General features: G+C 45.8%; 14 protein-coding genes. 10 read left to right on the forward strand and 4 right to left on the reverse strand.

The window, feature by feature from the left end; translation table 11 throughout:
• Positions 1–19 precede the first annotated feature (19 nt).
• The 5 genes from ACXAH6_RS09610 to ACXAH6_RS09630 all read left to right on the forward strand — a co-directional run bounded on the left by ACXAH6_RS09610 (position 20) and on the right by ACXAH6_RS09630 (position 5,469).
• Positions 20–1,678, forward strand: coding sequence for an alanine/glycine:cation symporter family protein (locus ACXAH6_RS09610; protein ID WP_474876448.1), 1,659 nt, complete (start codon positions 20–22; stop codon positions 1,676–1,678).
• Positions 1,679–1,837: 159 nt separating this feature from the next.
• Entirely contained in the window at positions 1,838–2,167 is a 330-nt protein-coding gene (locus ACXAH6_RS09615) for a hypothetical protein (RefSeq protein ID WP_474876449.1), read from the forward strand.
• On the forward strand, positions 2,164–2,457 hold the full coding sequence (locus tag ACXAH6_RS09620) for a YeaC family protein (RefSeq protein WP_474876450.1): 294 nt from the start codon (positions 2,164–2,166) through the stop codon (positions 2,455–2,457). The genes ACXAH6_RS09615 and ACXAH6_RS09620 overlap by 4 nt, the downstream gene beginning before the upstream one ends.
• Complete coding sequence (locus ACXAH6_RS09625; protein WP_474876451.1) at positions 2,447–5,248, forward strand: DUF349 domain-containing protein; 2,802 nt, start codon at positions 2,447–2,449, stop codon at positions 5,246–5,248. The genes ACXAH6_RS09620 and ACXAH6_RS09625 overlap by 11 nt, the downstream gene beginning before the upstream one ends.
• Before the next feature lie 2 nt (positions 5,249–5,250).
• Complete coding sequence (locus tag ACXAH6_RS09630) at positions 5,251–5,469, forward strand: hypothetical protein (RefSeq protein WP_474876452.1); 219 nt, start codon at positions 5,251–5,253, stop codon at positions 5,467–5,469.
• 105 nt (positions 5,470–5,574) lie between these two features.
• Here ACXAH6_RS09630 and ACXAH6_RS09635 read toward each other — a convergent pair whose 3' ends face one another.
• Positions 5,575–6,420, reverse strand: a complete 846-nt coding sequence (locus ACXAH6_RS09635; protein WP_474876585.1) for a DUF2797 domain-containing protein — start codon at positions 6,418–6,420, stop codon at positions 5,575–5,577.
• Positions 6,420–7,430 (reverse strand): asparaginase, encoded by a 1,011-nt coding sequence (ansA, locus tag ACXAH6_RS09640; protein ID WP_474876453.1) that lies wholly within the window; start codon positions 7,428–7,430, stop codon positions 6,420–6,422. The genes ACXAH6_RS09635 and ansA overlap by 1 nt, the downstream gene beginning before the upstream one ends.
• 151 nt (positions 7,431–7,581) lie before the next feature.
• Here ansA and ACXAH6_RS09645 point away from each other — a divergent pair, with 151 nt between their 5' ends.
• From ACXAH6_RS09645 to ACXAH6_RS09665, 5 genes are all read left to right on the forward strand, one after another.
• Positions 7,582–9,375 carry a DUF885 domain-containing protein gene (locus ACXAH6_RS09645; protein WP_474876454.1) on the forward strand — a complete coding sequence of 598 codons (1,794 nt, stop codon included), beginning with the start codon at positions 7,582–7,584 and terminating at the stop codon, positions 9,373–9,375.
• A gap of 1 nt (position 9,376) precedes the next feature.
• Positions 9,377–10,168, forward strand: a complete 792-nt coding sequence (locus tag ACXAH6_RS09650) for an SAM-dependent methyltransferase (protein WP_474876455.1) — start codon at positions 9,377–9,379, stop codon at positions 10,166–10,168.
• A 182-nt stretch (positions 10,169–10,350) separates the two neighbouring features.
• The gene (locus tag ACXAH6_RS09655; protein WP_474876456.1) at positions 10,351–10,557 is read left to right on the forward strand and encodes a hypothetical protein; all 207 of its coding nucleotides are present in this window, start codon (positions 10,351–10,353) and stop codon (positions 10,555–10,557) included.
• Positions 10,558–10,583: 26 nt separating this feature from the next.
• Positions 10,584–12,332 (forward strand): tetratricopeptide repeat-containing diguanylate cyclase, encoded by a 1,749-nt coding sequence (locus ACXAH6_RS09660; RefSeq protein ID WP_474876457.1) that lies wholly within the window; start codon positions 10,584–10,586, stop codon positions 12,330–12,332.
• Positions 12,333–12,394: 62 nt separating this feature from the next.
• A complete protein-coding gene (locus ACXAH6_RS09665; protein ID WP_474876458.1) occupies positions 12,395–14,086 on the forward strand; it encodes a GGDEF domain-containing protein in 1,692 nt (563 codons plus the stop codon).
• 115 nt (positions 14,087–14,201) lie between these two features.
• On the opposite strand, the gene lipA is transcribed toward ACXAH6_RS09665, so the two are convergent.
• Both lipA and lipB read right to left on the reverse strand, forming a co-directional pair.
• Positions 14,202–15,164, reverse strand: coding sequence for a lipoyl synthase (lipA, locus tag ACXAH6_RS09670; RefSeq protein WP_474876459.1), 963 nt, complete (start codon positions 15,162–15,164; stop codon positions 14,202–14,204).
• Complete coding sequence (lipB, locus tag ACXAH6_RS09675; RefSeq protein ID WP_474876460.1) at positions 15,157–15,813, reverse strand: lipoyl(octanoyl) transferase LipB; 657 nt, start codon at positions 15,811–15,813, stop codon at positions 15,157–15,159. Before lipB ends, lipA begins: the two co-directional genes overlap by 8 nt.
• Between the last annotated feature and the right edge of the window lie 2 nt (positions 15,814–15,815).

A 15,815-nucleotide genomic window follows, 5' to 3' on the forward strand; every position in this document is an offset into this window, starting at 1 on the left:
AGAACAAAGGGGAACATTTTTGGAAGCTTTACATAACTTTTTAGTGTCATTGGATGGCATGCTAGGGGGAGCCGGTTGGTTCCCGTTCGCGCTGCTGGGTGTGGGTTTGTTTTTTACGATCTATTTAAAATTCCCACAGATCCGCTTTTTTAAGCACGCTTGGAAAATCGTGACAGGAAAGTACGATCACGATAACGACCCTGGTGATACTACTCATTTCAGAGCATTAACCACGGCCCTCTCGGGTACGGTTGGTACGGGTAACATCAGTGGTGTGGCCTTTGCTATTTACTTGGGTGGTCCTGCTGCGTTGTTTTGGATGTGGGCAACAGCATTCTTTGGTATGACTACCAAGTTTGTTGAGGTGACCTTGTCGCATAAATATCGCGTGCAAACCGAAGATGGCACTATGGCAGGTGGCCCCATGTATTACATGGACCGTCGTTTGAACATGAAGTGGTTGGCGGTGGCGTTTGCAGTGGCAACGGTAATCAGTTCGTTTGGTACTGGTAACTTGCCGCAAAGTAACGGTATTGCTACTAGTATTGAAGCGACCTTCGGTTTCGACCCAATGATTGTGGGCGGCGTGCTAGGGATTTTACTGGCGTTGGTGATCTTAGGTGGTATTCAGCGCATTGCTGCAGTGACCTCTAAAATCGTACCTTTCATGGCGGTTATTTATCTAATTGGCGCCCTTGCTGTTATTTTGGCTAACGCTGAAAATATTCTACCTTCCTTTGCTGCGGTAATTGGCGATGCCTTTACCGGTTCTGCAGCGGCTGGCGGCTTCTTAGGTGCATCGTTGGCCTATGCCTTTAACCGAGGCGTAAACCGTGGTTTGTTCTCAAACGAGGCTGGTCAAGGTTCTGCGCCTATTGCTCACGCAGCTGCCAAAACGAAAGAGCCGGCATCAGAAGGTATGGTGTCATTGCTCGAACCTTTCATCGATACCATTTTAATTTGTACGGTGACAGGCTTGGTAATTTTGTCTTCAGGTGTGTGGAAAGAAAAACACGAAAACGTGTTTGACCGTTCAGATATGGAATTTGTTGTTGGTACCTATTCAGACGCTAACGAAGCCGACAAGACTGCGTTGTTTCAGTATCTCAATGAGCAAGAAGGCCACAAAGTTGAAGAATTCAACGGTGAAATTTCTATTGTGAATGGTACTGCAGTGAGTGGTGGCTTTACGTTGATTAATGCGCGCTCAGTTGCAGAAGACGTGACCTACATGGTTGGTGACGACGACTTGTTCACCGGTACGTTAAAAGTGAAAGACGGTAAGCCTGTTAAAGACAGTATTATTATCAAAGGTAAGTCATTGGTGCATTCTGCGTCATTAACCACTATCGCCTTTACCCGTGGCTGGTTTGGTGACTTCGGGCAATATATTGTCAGTGTAGGTTTGCTGCTGTTTGCTTTTTCAACGGCAATTGCATGGTCTTACTACGGTGACCGCGCCATGACCTATTTATTCGGCCCTCGCTCTGTTATGCCATACCGCGTTTTTTATGTGGCAGGCTTTATTTGGGCAGCATTCTCAGACACCACTTTGGTTTGGGCATTGTCAGCAGTTGCAATTGTTGTGATGACACTGCCAAACTTGTTCGGGATTATGTTACTCTGTAAAGAAATGAAAGAGACCATGAACGAGTACTGGGATAAAGTAAACAAGTAAGGCTCTTCAAAGGAAACGGTGTCAGCTTTCTCGCTGTATTAGTGAGTCAGTGGGCACCGCTTTTTTGTATCTGGCATTCTGATCTAAAACACCTTCTCAAAGGGTATAATAAAAGGCTACCCAGTTAGTGAGTCGAGTAGTAAAAAACGGGAGCAAAATATGGCATTAATCGATTGTCCTGCCTGTAAAAAGAAAATTTCTGATAAAGCGGAAGTGTGCCAGCATTGCGAGTTCGCAATTGGTGAGGCGTCAGCCGAAGATATTCAGCGCAAAGAAAATTTAAATCGTCACAAAAAGCTACACGGTATTCAAAACCAATCAATGTTGGCGATGCTGATTTTTATCGCGAGCTTTGGGGTTATGTCTTGGGGCGGTGTGAGCGCAGGCGAAATGCAACACAACTTAGCCATTCTTGGCGCTGTTGTTGGTTTTGTTTGGTACGTAGTCAATCGCGTACGCATATTGTATATCAAACGGTTTTCCTCATGAATGTAGATGCGCTTTTAGCAGCAATGACCCCCGACGTATATGAACGGTTACGTCAGGCAGTTGAAACAGGCAAGTGGCCTGACGGTACGCCGTTGACCGAAGAACAAAAAGAAAACAGCATGCAAGCTGTGCTTTTGTATCAAGCGAAAGTTGCCAAATCTAATGAACACATGACGGTAAACGAAGACGGCGACATTGTTCATAAGAGCAAACGCGAATTTCGAGAAGAGTTACGCGAGCAACAGCTTTCAAGTCAACCTATTGCACGGTTTAAACAGGATGATATTTAGTCGTTTTTTCACCCCGGCACACGCCAGCGAAAATCCTCAAACACGTATTGAATCTATCGCAAAGCTTTCACCAGATTCGATTAATGAAAAACGCATTTTGCATGAACTTGCATTTAATGATGATAACCGTGAAGTCAGCCTTGCGGCGCTAGAAAAGCTCAATTCATTCGCGTTGTGGCAAAAGATGTCACAGATTGCGTCTGATGCACAGGTGAAACAGCGCGCACAAAAATGGGTTAACGAAGCGATACTATCGGATACGGCTGATATTTCAGAACGTGAACGTACTGATTTCCTACTTAATTCGGCTTCGTCAGATTTAGTGCACAGTGTGTTGATGCAGGGGCAAGATCTAACACAGCACACCCAGCTCGTGATTCAGCTGTTAGACAAGGTTGGGCGTCAAGCAACGGTAGTACACGTGTGCTTGAATTATGATAACAGCGAGTTAGCGTCACAGATTATCACCAGCACACAAGACGTCGATTTACTGCAAAAAATTGCGAAGAAAGCCGCTGATGAAGCGCTCGTGCAATTGGCAAATCAACGGATTGCCGCTATTGATATCGCAAAGCAAAAACCAATACAAATTGAAAAAGACGTCACACTTATCTTGGCGAAGATCAAAGCTTTACTTGATAAGTCGGATTTTCCAAGCGTTGAAGCGCAATTCAATGAGCTGTCTCAATCGTTCATGAAGGCGAGTAGAGAGTTTGATTGTCTCGACCCCCAGTTAGCCACGTCTTTTAACGATAAGGCTGAGGCGTTATCTACCCGAATACAGAGGCATCTAGCGCGACTAAAACCTCATTGGCACGAACAAGAAAAGGCTCAGATTCGCGAGAGCTTGCTCGCCGAAGTGAAAAACAAGGTCGAGCAATTGCGCAGTGAACTCGATGTGTTGTTTGAGCACAAGTTGTTTAGCGCTACATTAGCTGATGTACAAAATGTTGTTGAGATTTCTCAGGAAGCCGAGGCAGTTGTAACTGCGTTAAAAGAACACGAGCATGTTGATGTACGGTTTTCAGAACAACTTACTCAGTGCCAGCGTGCGCTAGATAGTTTTCCGGCTTGTCAGCAGCAAGCTCAAAAGCTACAAGTGATTGTAGAGCAGGCGGAAGCGCTATTTGATAAGCAAGACCCAGAACAGATTCTCGCAACTAAAAATGAGTGGGATTTACTGCAAACACAGTGGCGAGATCTCACCGATGCAATGCCATCGTTACCTGAGAACTTGTTGAGTCGTTGGAAGAAATTAAAGTCGCAATGGCGCGACCTTAATCAACAGCGCAAGGCAGAGCAACAGCAGCATTTAAAGCACTGTCGCAAGCACCTCAATATTATTGGTTCTATGGTTGAGCAAGGAAAGTTTCGCGGTGCAATGGCACGCTTCACACGCTTAGAGCAAGATTTTTCTACCTTGCCCGAAAGCTCACAGGCGTTATTGCAACGACGTTTTGACCAAACCAAAGAACAAATCAGTCGGTTAGAGGGCTGGCAGAGTTATCTTGCTGCGCCGCGCAAGCCTGCGTTATTGGAAGATGCGAAACGCTTGTTGTCTGAACCCGCTGACGATATTCCAGCTCGAGTAAGGCAAATTAAATATTTGCGTAAGCAGTGGCAGAGTTTAGGGGCAACTGACGACGCAGAGGATAATGCGTTAAACCAAGCTTTTGATGAGGCGCTGGAGCACGCATTTGAGCCGTGTCGATTGTTTTTCGCTGAACAAGAAAAACAAAGAGAGACGGCAAAAAGTGAGCGTCAAATGCTGATTCAGCAGCTCGAGGCGCTAGATCTTACTCAACAGCCGGAAGAAGTGTATAAAGCGAGTGAAACGCTAAAACAGGCGTGGCGCAATGCGGGGCAAGTTGACCGTACAGCTTATGCCGAACTTCGTGCTCAGTGGGATAGTGCACTTGCGAGTGTCATGGTGGTTGTGAACCAGTGGCATCAAGAAAATCGCGCGGCGAAACAAACACTAATAGACAAAGCTAAGCAGCTCAACCAAGCGCAAGACGATAATAATGTGGTTGCTTCAGCTCAGCAATTACAGGCTCAATGGAAGGAAATTGGACATGCAGGTCGCCGTTATGAAGGGCGGTTGTGGCAGCAATTCAAACAAGCAAACGACGACATTTTTGCGCAAGCAAAGGCCAATCGGGTTGCTCAACGACAGTCTGAAAAAACTGAGTTAGACGCTTTCATCGACAAGGTAACGCAACTTGCACAGACAGCTAAAACAGCGCCTATTGGTGAAGTAAGTGTGCAATTAGATGATTTACAAGACGAGTGGAAAAACCTCCAACGCACGCTGAAAAACACAAAAACCACGGGCGTTGATGGCAAGCTCAAAGGCATAGCCAAAACACTGAATGTGCGTATTGCTGAAGCGGAACAAAGAAAGCTAGATTTGCACCTTGGCGCTTTGATTAACCTGTTGGCAAATTGGACTGAATCACAGCCCGCCGACCAGGTTGAAGACGGAAAGTACTGGGCAGAAATCCCTCGTGTATGGCAGCAAGCCATCGCCAATGGACAAGGAAACGCAGATTTACGCCATCAATTAACGGTTGAGTTAGAAATATTGCTTGGATTAGACAGTCCAGAGCAGGATTATTCTCTGCGTCAAACTCGTCAGTTGGCGTTGTTAACTGCCAAAATGGAGCAAGGCGAGGCGGCTTCTGTCGACGAGTTGGTGTTGCAATGGCTCGGGTGTGGCCCGTTAACCAGTGAACAACAGCGTTTTCAAGATCGCTTTGAGCGTATTGTACGTCATGCGTTGGAGCGTTAACCGTGTTTAATAGTGTTGAATATGTGTTTCTAACACAGCCTCAAGCCTATCGGTTTCTAAATACCGCGAGTCACTTAGAGGCCGAACAGCTATCAGTGAAATACGGCCGTGATAATTATCATGTGCGTGTGCGATACAAAATCAGAGAAGACGGTTTTGATGACATGTTAGCGCGGCTTGATGACTTAGCCAGTGAGATGGAAGGAGAAGAGGTACATTAACCTGCCAAACCGGCAACAACATATGCACCACTTCTCATAAAAGCCAACATCGTTGTCACCTTTGGTGAGCGCAGTTGGCTTTTTTATTACTTAAACTCTGTTATTTCACTGTGACTGCACTGACAGGGTAACGTCGTAACCCGCGTATTTTCTGATATTGATCACTCTATCACCATCCAACATCCAGTATTGGCCTTTTATTCCGGTTAACGTGCCCGAAAATTCTGGTGTTTTATCTAGATTAATTGACTTGATCTTTATCGGATAGGTATCAACAGGATAATCGATCGTTAACGCTGGGGTATCGACCTTAGTGAAAGCTTGCAATCCTTTTTTATTCGCCAGTTCATCAAGATCTGCGGCAACTTTTTCAAACAGAATGTCACGTAATTCAGCCATATCAATGGTATCAATCTGGCCTTTGAGCATAGTTCGCCAGTTGGTTTTATCGCCGATGTGGCCTTTAAAAATGGTTTCCACTTCTCCACTGGTCAAGCGATCCGGCACGCGCATCACAACAATCGCCTGGGTTGCACCTTGGTCAATCCAACGGCTGGATACCCCGTCAGTGACATGGCGGGTAATGCCGACTTTGGTGGTGCCTGTATTTGACAAATATACAAAATGATCGCTTAAACAGTGTGTTTCGCCCCATTCCGGCTCTCTACAGGTGCCTTCATGGTAATGGCATAGTTCAGGCTTAATGATACAAGTATCGCATTGGGCCAGCTTCATTAAGCAAGGGTAGCAATAGCCTTGATTGAAGCTCTTTTTCGTGAGTCTACCGCAGTGCCCGCAGTGAATGGTATTGTTGTAAACAACGGAAACCGATTGGCCCACAAGCGCGTTCATATCAACACGAGATTCACCGATGGGTAAACGGTAGCTAGCCACGCCTTGGTCATTCATCTCTACCTGCATTTTGGCCAAGTTCCCCTGATATTCTGTCATCATAAGCTGCTCATCTCTCCACGTAAGTCTTGTGTGAGTTGTTGCTTAAGGGTGTCGAACGGTAACGACTTACTCAACAAATAATGAAGTTTTGCTAATGCGGCTTCGGGCGTCATGTCGCTGCCTGAAATCACTCCAACTTCTTGTAAGCCGTGCCCAGTGGCATAACCGCCCATGTTGACACGGCCTCGCAGGCATTGTGTGCAGTTGAGTACCACAATTTCTCGGGATTCAGCGTAGCGGAGCTGTTCTAGCAACGCAGGCTGTTGTGGTGCATTCCCCACACCGTAGCTCAGTAAAATTAACGCGTTCACCGGTTGCTGAAGTGTGTTTTTAATTACTTCAGGTGCTATTCCAGGGTACAGGCTCACCAAACCGATGGGCTGAGCTTTTACCGGACTCACTTGCAAAGGCTGGTGATTCGGCTCGGCCAATTTACCGGCTTTTAATCGGATATTAATGCCTGCTTCTAGAAGCGGTGGAAAGTTGGGAGAATCAAAGGCATTAAACCCGTCCGCATCTACTTTACGACTGCGGTTACCACGAAGTAGGCGATTATTGAAAAACAACCCAACTTCGGCAATGGGGTAGTTGGCAGCGATATACAGAGCGTTAAGTAAATTAACCTGTCCATCAGAACGCAGTTCTGCGAGGGGAATTTGCGAACCTGTCACAATCACAGGCTTCGACAAGTTTTCTAACATAAAGCTGAGCGCAGACGCGGTGTACGCCATTGTATCTGTGCCGTGCAAGATGATGAAACCGTCGTACTGATCATAAACACTGGCAATGTCATCAGCAATGCGCTGCCAATCAGAAGGGTTCATATCAGAAGAGTCGATGAGGTTGTCGTACTCGTGCAAGGTATACAACGGCATTTCTTCTCGGTGAAATTCTGGCATATTGTCCAGTGTTTCGCCTAAAAATCCGGATACAGGGATATATCCGTGATCCGAAGGTTGCATACCAATGGTGCCACCTGTGTAGGCAATGTAAATGTGTTTTCTCATAGCAAACGGCCTTATTTTTTAGAGCGTATTCTAGCAGTCCCTCGTGCCGTCCGATACCGCTATGCGTGTCTCATCGGCAATGACAACAAGTTGTGCCGGATGCACGGGCGTGCTTTAATTTGCCCTCACAATGGAAATAACGAGAAAAAACATGAAACGTGGGCTAATTATCTGGGCTTTATCCACCACATTAGTGATGGGATGTTCATCAAATAAAACAGAAATCGAAGTGCCAGAACCCAGCGCAGCGGAACAATTGAGTTCGATTACCCGCAGCTATTTTGATGATGGTTTAGCCCTTAACCCTTTAATGGCAACGTTTGTCGGTGCATCTCAGTATAATGGGCAATTTAATGCTCCCATTGGAGAGGCAAGCCTTGCTCAACAGCAAGCGTACTACCGCAAATATTTAGATTTACTCGCTGTTATTGATGCTGACTCGCTACACGGACAAGATTGGCTTAACTACGCCATTTTAAAATCGAGCTTACAGCACGATTTGCAAGGTTTTCAATTTCACGGTGAGTTGATGCCGATTGACCAGTTTGGCGGTGTGCCAAGCTACTTTGCAAGTTTAGGTTCAGGCCAGTCTGCACAACCTTTTAATACCGCGCAAGACTACGACAACTTTATGCGCAGAGCACAAGGGTTTGCGGTGTATATGCGCAGTACTATTGCCGCCATGCAAGAAGGGGTAACGAAAGGCATTGTGCTACCAAAAGTATTGGTGAAAAAAGTATTACCGCAATTGCAGGCGCAAATCGTTGACGACCCCACTCAAAGTTTGTTTTATGGTCCGGTTGCTGCACTTGATACGAACGACGGTATTTCGGCGCAAGATAAAGCGCGCATAAAACCGCAATATATCAATATGATTGAAAGGGTGATCATCCCATCGTATCAGCGTGTTTATCAATACATGGCAACTGATTATTTAAAAAACGCGAGAGACACGGTTGGCTTATCAGCATTGCCAAATGGCAAAGCGTGGTACGAGTATATGATAAAAACGCATACAACCTTGCCTCTGACAGCCACAGCTTTGCACGAGTATGGATTGAGTGAAGTCGCGCGAATTTTAGATGAAATGAAACAAGTGAAAGCGCAAGTCGGCTTTAACGGCGACCTAGCGGCGTTTTTTGAATATTTGCGTACAGATGATCGGTTTTTCTTTGATAACGAACAAGCGGTGATTGATGCTTACACTAATATCAAAGCCGATATCGATCGTCGTTTGCCCACGCTGTTTTCTGTTTTTCCTAAAGCCGATTATGTCGTTAAGCCGGTTGAGGCGTATCGGGCGCAATCTGCCGCGGGCGCCAGTTATATGCCGCCAGCGGTTGATGGTTCACGCCCAGGAATTTTCTACATTAATACCTATAACCTGAAGGCACAGCCCAAATACTTAATGGAAACCTTGAGCGTACACGAGGCGGCGCCCGGTCATCACTTTCAAATTGCGATACAACAAGAAGTAGAGGGCATGCCGCGTTTTCGTAAGTTTGGCGGGTATACGGTATTTGCTGAAGGTTGGGCCTTATATGCCGAAAGTTTAGGCAAAGAGCTAGGTTTATTTAGCGACCCTTATATGTGGTACGGCCGCTTGTCTGATGAACAACTACGAGCAATGCGGTTGGTGGTCGATACCGGTCTTCACGCATTTGGTTGGTCACGAGAACAGGCCATAGAATACATGCTGGCTAATTCGTCTATGGCAGAATCAGACGTTATTGCGGAAGTCGAACGCTACATTGCTATGCCCGGTCAGGCATTGGCCTACAAGTCGGGTGAGCGTCATATTCGAGGTTTGAGAGAGAAAGCCAAAGCGGCGTTGGGCGACAAGTTCGATATCAAAGCATTCCATCGTCAAATTCTGATAGATGGCTCAATGCCGATGCCGATTTTGAGTGAAAAAATCAATCATTGGATCGCAGAGACAAAGTAGTATGGCTGAAAAACATGGCTCTTTAGTGTGTGTGGGCCCGGGAATGACACTCGGTGCTCATATTTCACAACGTTGCCGTAATCACATTGCCCAAGCTGAGGTGGTATTTAGTAATTGCCACCCTGTGATGGAGCAGTGGATTGCCACGATGAATAGTGATGTGCGCTCGCTACAACACCTGTATGAAAAGGGTAAGGACCGACGCCAGACTTACCGACAAATGCACACCTTGATAATGGACGAAGTGCGTGCAGGGAAAAAAGTCGTCGGTGTGTTTTATGGTCATCCGGGTGTGTTTGCGCAAGTGCCCCATCAGGTTATTCAAACTGCCAAAGAAGAGGGCTACAGCGCCCATATGGAACCGGGTATTTCAGCCGAAGATTGTTTGTACGCCGATATGGGGATCGATCCTGGCGCATACGGTTGCCAGCACTACGAAGCCAGTCAGTTGTTGTTTTACCAAAGACAACTCGACCCCTCTGCGTATTTAATACTGTGGCAGGTTGGGTTAGCAGGTGATATTTCTCTGTCTAAAACGGTAAGCAGCGCTGCTGAGAGAAAGGTGTTGGTGGAACATTTGCAGCAATGGTATCCACCAGAACATAAGGTCGCGCTTTACGAATGCCCATTCTTAATGACGGATAAAACGCGAATTGAATGGGTATTACTGAAAGAGTTAGACAGCGCAAATTTGACGCCAATAACCACATTAGTGGTACCGCCGTCTCAACGTTTGAAGCCAAATCACGACCTTGTTGAAAAGCTCAAACTAGCGGCAAAAATAGTGCAATAGCTGAATAATCTGTATTTATCTTATTTTCGTGGGTACAAAACACTGTTTATACGCACGATTTCTGTTATAAATTAGTTTACCGAAGGGCTATTCACTGGAATTTCAGTGTGAAAAACCCATGTTGAACGCAAAAACAGCGTTGTAAGACGTAAAATAATAATATTCCGACAAGGAACCCGATAATGACCGCTATTTCATTACTTGAGAAGCTTGGGGTTGATCCTTCAGCCAGCATCGATGACCTATCATCACAAGAAATTGCAGACGTCGACGCATTAACTAAGTCGTTGCGGATTGAAAATACCACAATGATTGTGATTGAGCCGAGTGATCCTGATGAGCCAAACCGAGAGCCAGAAGAAGAGCCGGTACCCGAGTCAGTGGCATAAACGGTAACGTTTAATTTCAGATTGCTATGAAGTGGTTAGCGATAATGAACCGAGGTGTAGCGCTGTGTCTGATACTGCTGTTAAGCAGTAATGTATTGGGTGGGGCATTTCAAGCACAGTTATCTGAGGCGGATGATCTGCGTATTCGCGATCCTGCTAAAGCGAAAGCCATACTTGCGGATATTCCGCAAGAACAGCTGTCGTACTACGAAAAAAACCTTTATCGATATATCAATACTGTTGTGTCTACATTCGACAGCGACGTAAACACGGTGGTATCCCACTACGAACAGTTGTTGCCAGACGTGAGCAATCCCGAATTGCGACTGCGCGTGATGTTGTCGTTGTTAAATTTGTACGGCGCTACCCGAAATTGGGACAAAGGCTTGTTGCTGGCAGATTCTGTTCAAGAAGCCGTAGACGACCGCTCAGACAATGACGTGACGAACGACATTTACCTCGCACTCACCAGTTTCTATCACAATTTAGGCTACAGTGAGTTAGTGCTGTCTTATTCGCAAAAGATTATTGACTCGAACAACGCTAGTGTACAAACCCGTTGCGGCGCAAGAATGTTAAACATTGCGACTAAGACGGAACAAAAGCTGTTTGAACAAATAGGATATGCACAGTTTGATGATGCCATCACGTATTGTGAACAAAATGGCCTCGAAATCTATGTGTCCAGCATCACCTATTATCTGATCCAATATTTATTTGCCGTCGAGAAATATCAAGAAGCGCTAAGCGTTGCGCAAACAGGCGTAACCCTCGCCGAAAAATTGCAATTTGCTCCTCATCTATACAGTTTCTATTCTCTGTACGCGAAAGTGTTACTGGAAAACGGCAATGAAGAAGATGCTTTTGATTATGCCTCTCGTGTTGAGACATGGGTACAAGACGAAAATGGCGAGTACCCTGATGCGCATATTCGAGCCTACGAAGTATTGTTAGATGTAGCGAAACGCCATCAAGATTACGCCCGCGCTTATCACTATTTGTCGTTAATCAGTATTGAGAAAATGTCGTACTTTGATGAAAAAGTGGCGAAGGAATTAGCGGTTCAACAAGCACGTTATGAATTATCGAGTAAAGAGAGTGAAATCACGCTGCTGGATAAAGAAAACGCGTTGCTAAAGACAGAGCGGGAATTGTCGTCTAAGCAACTGCAAAACTCTCTATTGGCACTCAGCCTCGCTTCTTTGCTATTGGCGGCGTTGCTATTTTGGGCATACAGAGGGCGAAAAATTCAACGCAAACTAACCGCATTGGCGCGAACCGACTCATTAACCGAGTTGTTTAATCGCGGTTATTTTACCGAAAATGGTCGGCGCATTCTTAAAGTGGCCAAAGAGCAAAACCACCCGGTGGCACTAATATTACTCGATCTTGATTATTTCAAGCGGATCAACGACAGCTTCGGTCATCAGGTGGGCGATTGGGTGTTACGAGAAGTATCAAGATTGTTGTTAAAAACCTGTACGACTGAATGCACCGTTGCGCGCATTGGCGGCGAAGAGTTTGGGGTAATAGTGAACCATGCCACATGCGAACAAGCGAAAGCGTTAGCCGAACTATGCCGCAAACGTATTGAAAGTATTGATACTTCAGCCTCAGGGCATCAAATGTCGTTAACGGCAAGTTTTGGTGTGAGCGATACAGCGAGCGTTGGTTATACGCTTGATAACTTGTTTTCGGCGTCTGATTTAGCGCTGTATCAGTCGAAGCAATTCGGCCGCAATAAGGTGTACGAATACAACGGTAAAGTAACCTGAATAGTTTTAGCACAAATATGAAAAAGTCATTAATACCATTGGTGTTGTTAGGGATGACTTTAATGAGTATTCAGGGACCGTTATTTGCTCAAGATGTTGGCGACGTGCTCGCAAGGGCAGACCGCATCAGAATTTCAGACGCAGCAGGGTCGAAAGCTTTGCTGGATTCTCTTCTCGATAGTCAATTAACCTCAGCTCAAGCCCATGAAAAACGCTATCTACTCGCTGTAAATACGGCGTTTAGTGGTGATATACAAAGTGCGTTATCAGACCTAACTATGATGCTACCCGTGGTGTTAAATGCACGGTTACGGATCCGAATTATGTCGACGATTTTAAGCTTGCAAGCTGGAAGCAAAGACTGGTTAGCGGGGTTGAGAACAGCGAATACGTTGCAAAAAGATATTACGCGCTACCCTGAAAGTGAGACAACCGTTCAAGCCGGCATGGGGTTAGTATTTTTTTATTTCCACTTAAAGCTCTATGACAAAGCCGAACAGATGGCATTGCGCTCGATTAACGAGTTTGCTACCCCCGAGCAGCGCTGTATGTTGTTGTCTACTGTGTTCTCTATACATGTGACTACCCAGTCTGAAGTTATCACTGATAACGACTATAAACGGGCGACCGAGCTTTGCGATACCTTGCCCGTGTCGGCGTTTACACGGCATGCGGATTATTACTATGCTGAGCATCTGTTGGCGAGTGAGCGATACAAAGCCGTGCTCCCTTTCATCGATAAGGCAATACTTACTATTGCACCGCTCCAATATGTTCATCAAACCATAGCGCTGGAGACCATCAAGGCACAAGCGTTGTGGTTTTTAGGCGAATGGGAAGCCGCAGATGCGCTATCCGATAAAATCTTATCAACACCCAATGCCAAACAATATTTGGAAGCGTATTTAAAGGTATCTCGACTAAAAAGAGATATTGCTCACGATACAGGTAATTTAAAGGCTGCGCTAAAATGGGGTGAGATTGTCAGTGAACTGGAAGCAAAGGACCAAAGCAATAATGTGATCCAACAACTCGCTATTTCGCGGGTTCAAGGTGAACTGCGTAAGCAGAAGCAAGCGATAGCGTCATTAAACACACACAATCAAAATCTAAAAACTAAGGTGGCGTTAGCGCAAATCAACAGTAATAACGGCGTATTAGGTACTTTGTTGGTCATAGTGCTTAGTGTGATTGTGTCTGTTAGTGTGTATCTGCAACTGAAACACAACCGCGAGTTGCGCCATACCAGTCAGCACGACCCATTAACTGGGTTATACAATCGGCGCGCGTTTGTTTATCACGTGACCAAAAGGCTTGTGCAAGGTAAACAAAAAGACCAACATTATACCTTGATGTTGTTCGACCTAGACCTGTTTAGCCAAATTAATGAAGCCTTTGGGCAAGCGACAGGTGATTGGGCATTATGTGCTGTGGCGGAATCCTTGGGTCATCTATGTGAAGATATGGAGCCCATCGTGGCTAGGATAGGTGGCGAGGAGTTTGTGGTATTAATTCGCGGTGAGATTGACGACGGCGATGTGGTGGCCAGTGTTTGTCGACAACGAATACAAGGGATAAGCACTGCTGAAACTGGTCACAGTTTTACATTATCGGCGAGTTTTGGCTTAGCGAATACTAAGCACGTGGGGTACGCATTGGAAAATTTGCTCAAGGGTGCAGATTTAGCGTTGTATCAGTCAAAATCTGGCGGTAGGAACCAAGTGCATTGTTATCAATATTTACAGTCTGCGTAATCTCTAAGCCTGATGAAAAAAGCCTTACAGACGGATAATTGATGTAATAGGCAATAAAAAAGCGCAGTACCTGAACAGGCTGCGCTTTTTGTTATCTATTATTGGCTGGGTCAGCTTATTTCACTTCGTGACCAGCGGCCTGACGGTCAGCGTGATAGCTAGAACGTACCATTGGGCCACATGCGGCATGGGTAAACCCAATAGATTTAGCGTAATCACCGAGTTCATCAAATTCGTTCGGGTGCACATAGCGCTTCAATGGGAAGTGATGCTTACTTGGCTGTAAGTACTGCCCCAAAGTCAGCATATCGACGTTGTGTGCGCGTAAATCGCGTAACACACCGGCAATCTCATCTTTGTTTTCACCCATTCCCATCATCAAACCTGATTTTGTTGGAATAGTGGGGTGTTGTTCTTTAAATTTCTTCAACAGATCAAGCGACCATTGATAATTCGCACCGGGGCGACATTCGCGATACAAGCGAGGAATGGTTTCCAAGTTGTGGTTGAATACATCTGGTGGCCCAGCTTTAAATATCTCTAATGCTCGGTCCATACGGCCACGAAAATCAGGTACCAGCACTTCAATGGTGGTAGATGGGCTGTGTTCGCGAATGGCATTGATACAATCAACAAAGTGTTGCGCGCCACCGTCTCGCAGGTCGTCGCGGTCTACAGAGGTAATGACCACATACTTAAGCGCCATTTCTTTGATCGTTTTACCCAGCTTTTCAGGCTCTTCTGCGCTTGGTGGAAGTGGTTTACCATGGGCAACATCACAGAAAGGACAACGGCGGGTACAAATATCACCCAAGATCATAAAGGTGGCTGTACCGTGATTAAAACATTCTGCGAGGTTAGGGCAACTGGCCTCTTCACACACAGAGTGAAGTTTGTTTTTGCGCAATGTCTGCTTTATGTGATCAATGCGATCTGTGGTACGCGGTAACTTAATTTTAATCCACTCAGGTTTACGAAGCATCTCTTCCTTTTCGGTCGGAATGATCGTAATAGGAATGTGTTTGACTTTTTCATCGTCACGGAGTTTTATCCCCGCTTTCGGTCGTGCGTTACTCATCAAAACCTTCTTTGCGTTGTGTGTGTGCGATAGACAACTCGACGAGCAGATGTTTCACTAAAAGCTCACCAGCTGCTGAGAGGGTGGTGTTGGCACCTTCTCGAATACAATCTGTCATTTCCATGCCGGCATAACCGCATGGATTAATGCGTTGAAACGGCGCAAGGTCCATATCAACGTTAAGGGCTAACCCATGGAATGAGCAGCCTTTTCGAATTCTTAAGCCCAATGAGCAAACTTTGCGCTCATCAATGTAGACGCCTGGCGCGTCGGGTTTCGCGTAGGCGCTGATACCCAAGTCGGCCATGGTACTGACTACAGCGTTTTCCATCGCTGTAACTAAGTTTCTTACGCCTAGTTTGCGCCTTTTAATATTCAGCATCAAGTAGATTACTTGTTGCCCTGGCCCATGATAAGTGACTTGACCACCGCGATCGACATTGACCACGGGAATATCCCCCGGCATCAAGATATGTTCAGCTTTGCCTGCTTGCCCTTGGGTAAACACTTTATTGTGTTCAACTAACCAGATTTCGTCATCGACATTGGCGTCGCGTTCATCGGTGAACGACTGCATTTTTTGCCATATTGGCTCGTAATCTTGCAACCCAAGCTGACGTATGATCACAGGGTAAGAGGCGTCGGTCATGT

Source organism: Alteromonas sp. ABE4_545, assembly GCF_056161325.1.

What these genes read in the sequence shown, in the direction of transcription:
- ACXAH6_RS09615 (WP_474876449.1), top strand. Translation starts at nt 1,838, where the DNA reads ATGGCATTAATCGATTGTCCTGCCTGTAAAAAGAAAATTTCTGATAAA.
- ACXAH6_RS09620 (WP_474876450.1), top strand. Translation starts at nt 2,164, where the DNA reads ATGAATGTAGATGCGCTTTTAGCAGCAATGACCCCCGACGTATATGAA.
- ACXAH6_RS09625 (WP_474876451.1), top strand. Translation starts at nt 2,447, where the DNA reads ATGATATTTAGTCGTTTTTTCACCCCGGCACACGCCAGCGAAAATCCT.
- ACXAH6_RS09635 (WP_474876585.1), bottom strand. Translation starts at nt 6,420, where the DNA reads ATGACAGAATATCAGGGGAACTTGGCCAAAATGCAGGTAGAGATGAAT.
- ansA (WP_474876453.1), bottom strand. Translation starts at nt 7,430, where the DNA reads ATGAGAAAACACATTTACATTGCCTACACAGGTGGCACCATTGGTATG.
- ACXAH6_RS09645 (WP_474876454.1), top strand. Translation starts at nt 7,582, where the DNA reads ATGAAACGTGGGCTAATTATCTGGGCTTTATCCACCACATTAGTGATG.
- ACXAH6_RS09650 (WP_474876455.1), top strand. Translation starts at nt 9,377, where the DNA reads ATGGCTGAAAAACATGGCTCTTTAGTGTGTGTGGGCCCGGGAATGACA.
- ACXAH6_RS09655 (WP_474876456.1), top strand. Translation starts at nt 10,351, where the DNA reads ATGACCGCTATTTCATTACTTGAGAAGCTTGGGGTTGATCCTTCAGCC.
- ACXAH6_RS09660 (WP_474876457.1), top strand. Translation starts at nt 10,584, where the DNA reads ATGAAGTGGTTAGCGATAATGAACCGAGGTGTAGCGCTGTGTCTGATA.
- ACXAH6_RS09665 (WP_474876458.1), top strand. Translation starts at nt 12,395, where the DNA reads ATGAGTATTCAGGGACCGTTATTTGCTCAAGATGTTGGCGACGTGCTC.
- lipA (WP_474876459.1), bottom strand. Translation starts at nt 15,164, where the DNA reads ATGAGTAACGCACGACCGAAAGCGGGGATAAAACTCCGTGACGATGAA.
- lipB (WP_474876460.1), bottom strand. Translation starts at nt 15,813, where the DNA reads ATGACCGACGCCTCTTACCCTGTGATCATACGTCAGCTTGGGTTGCAA.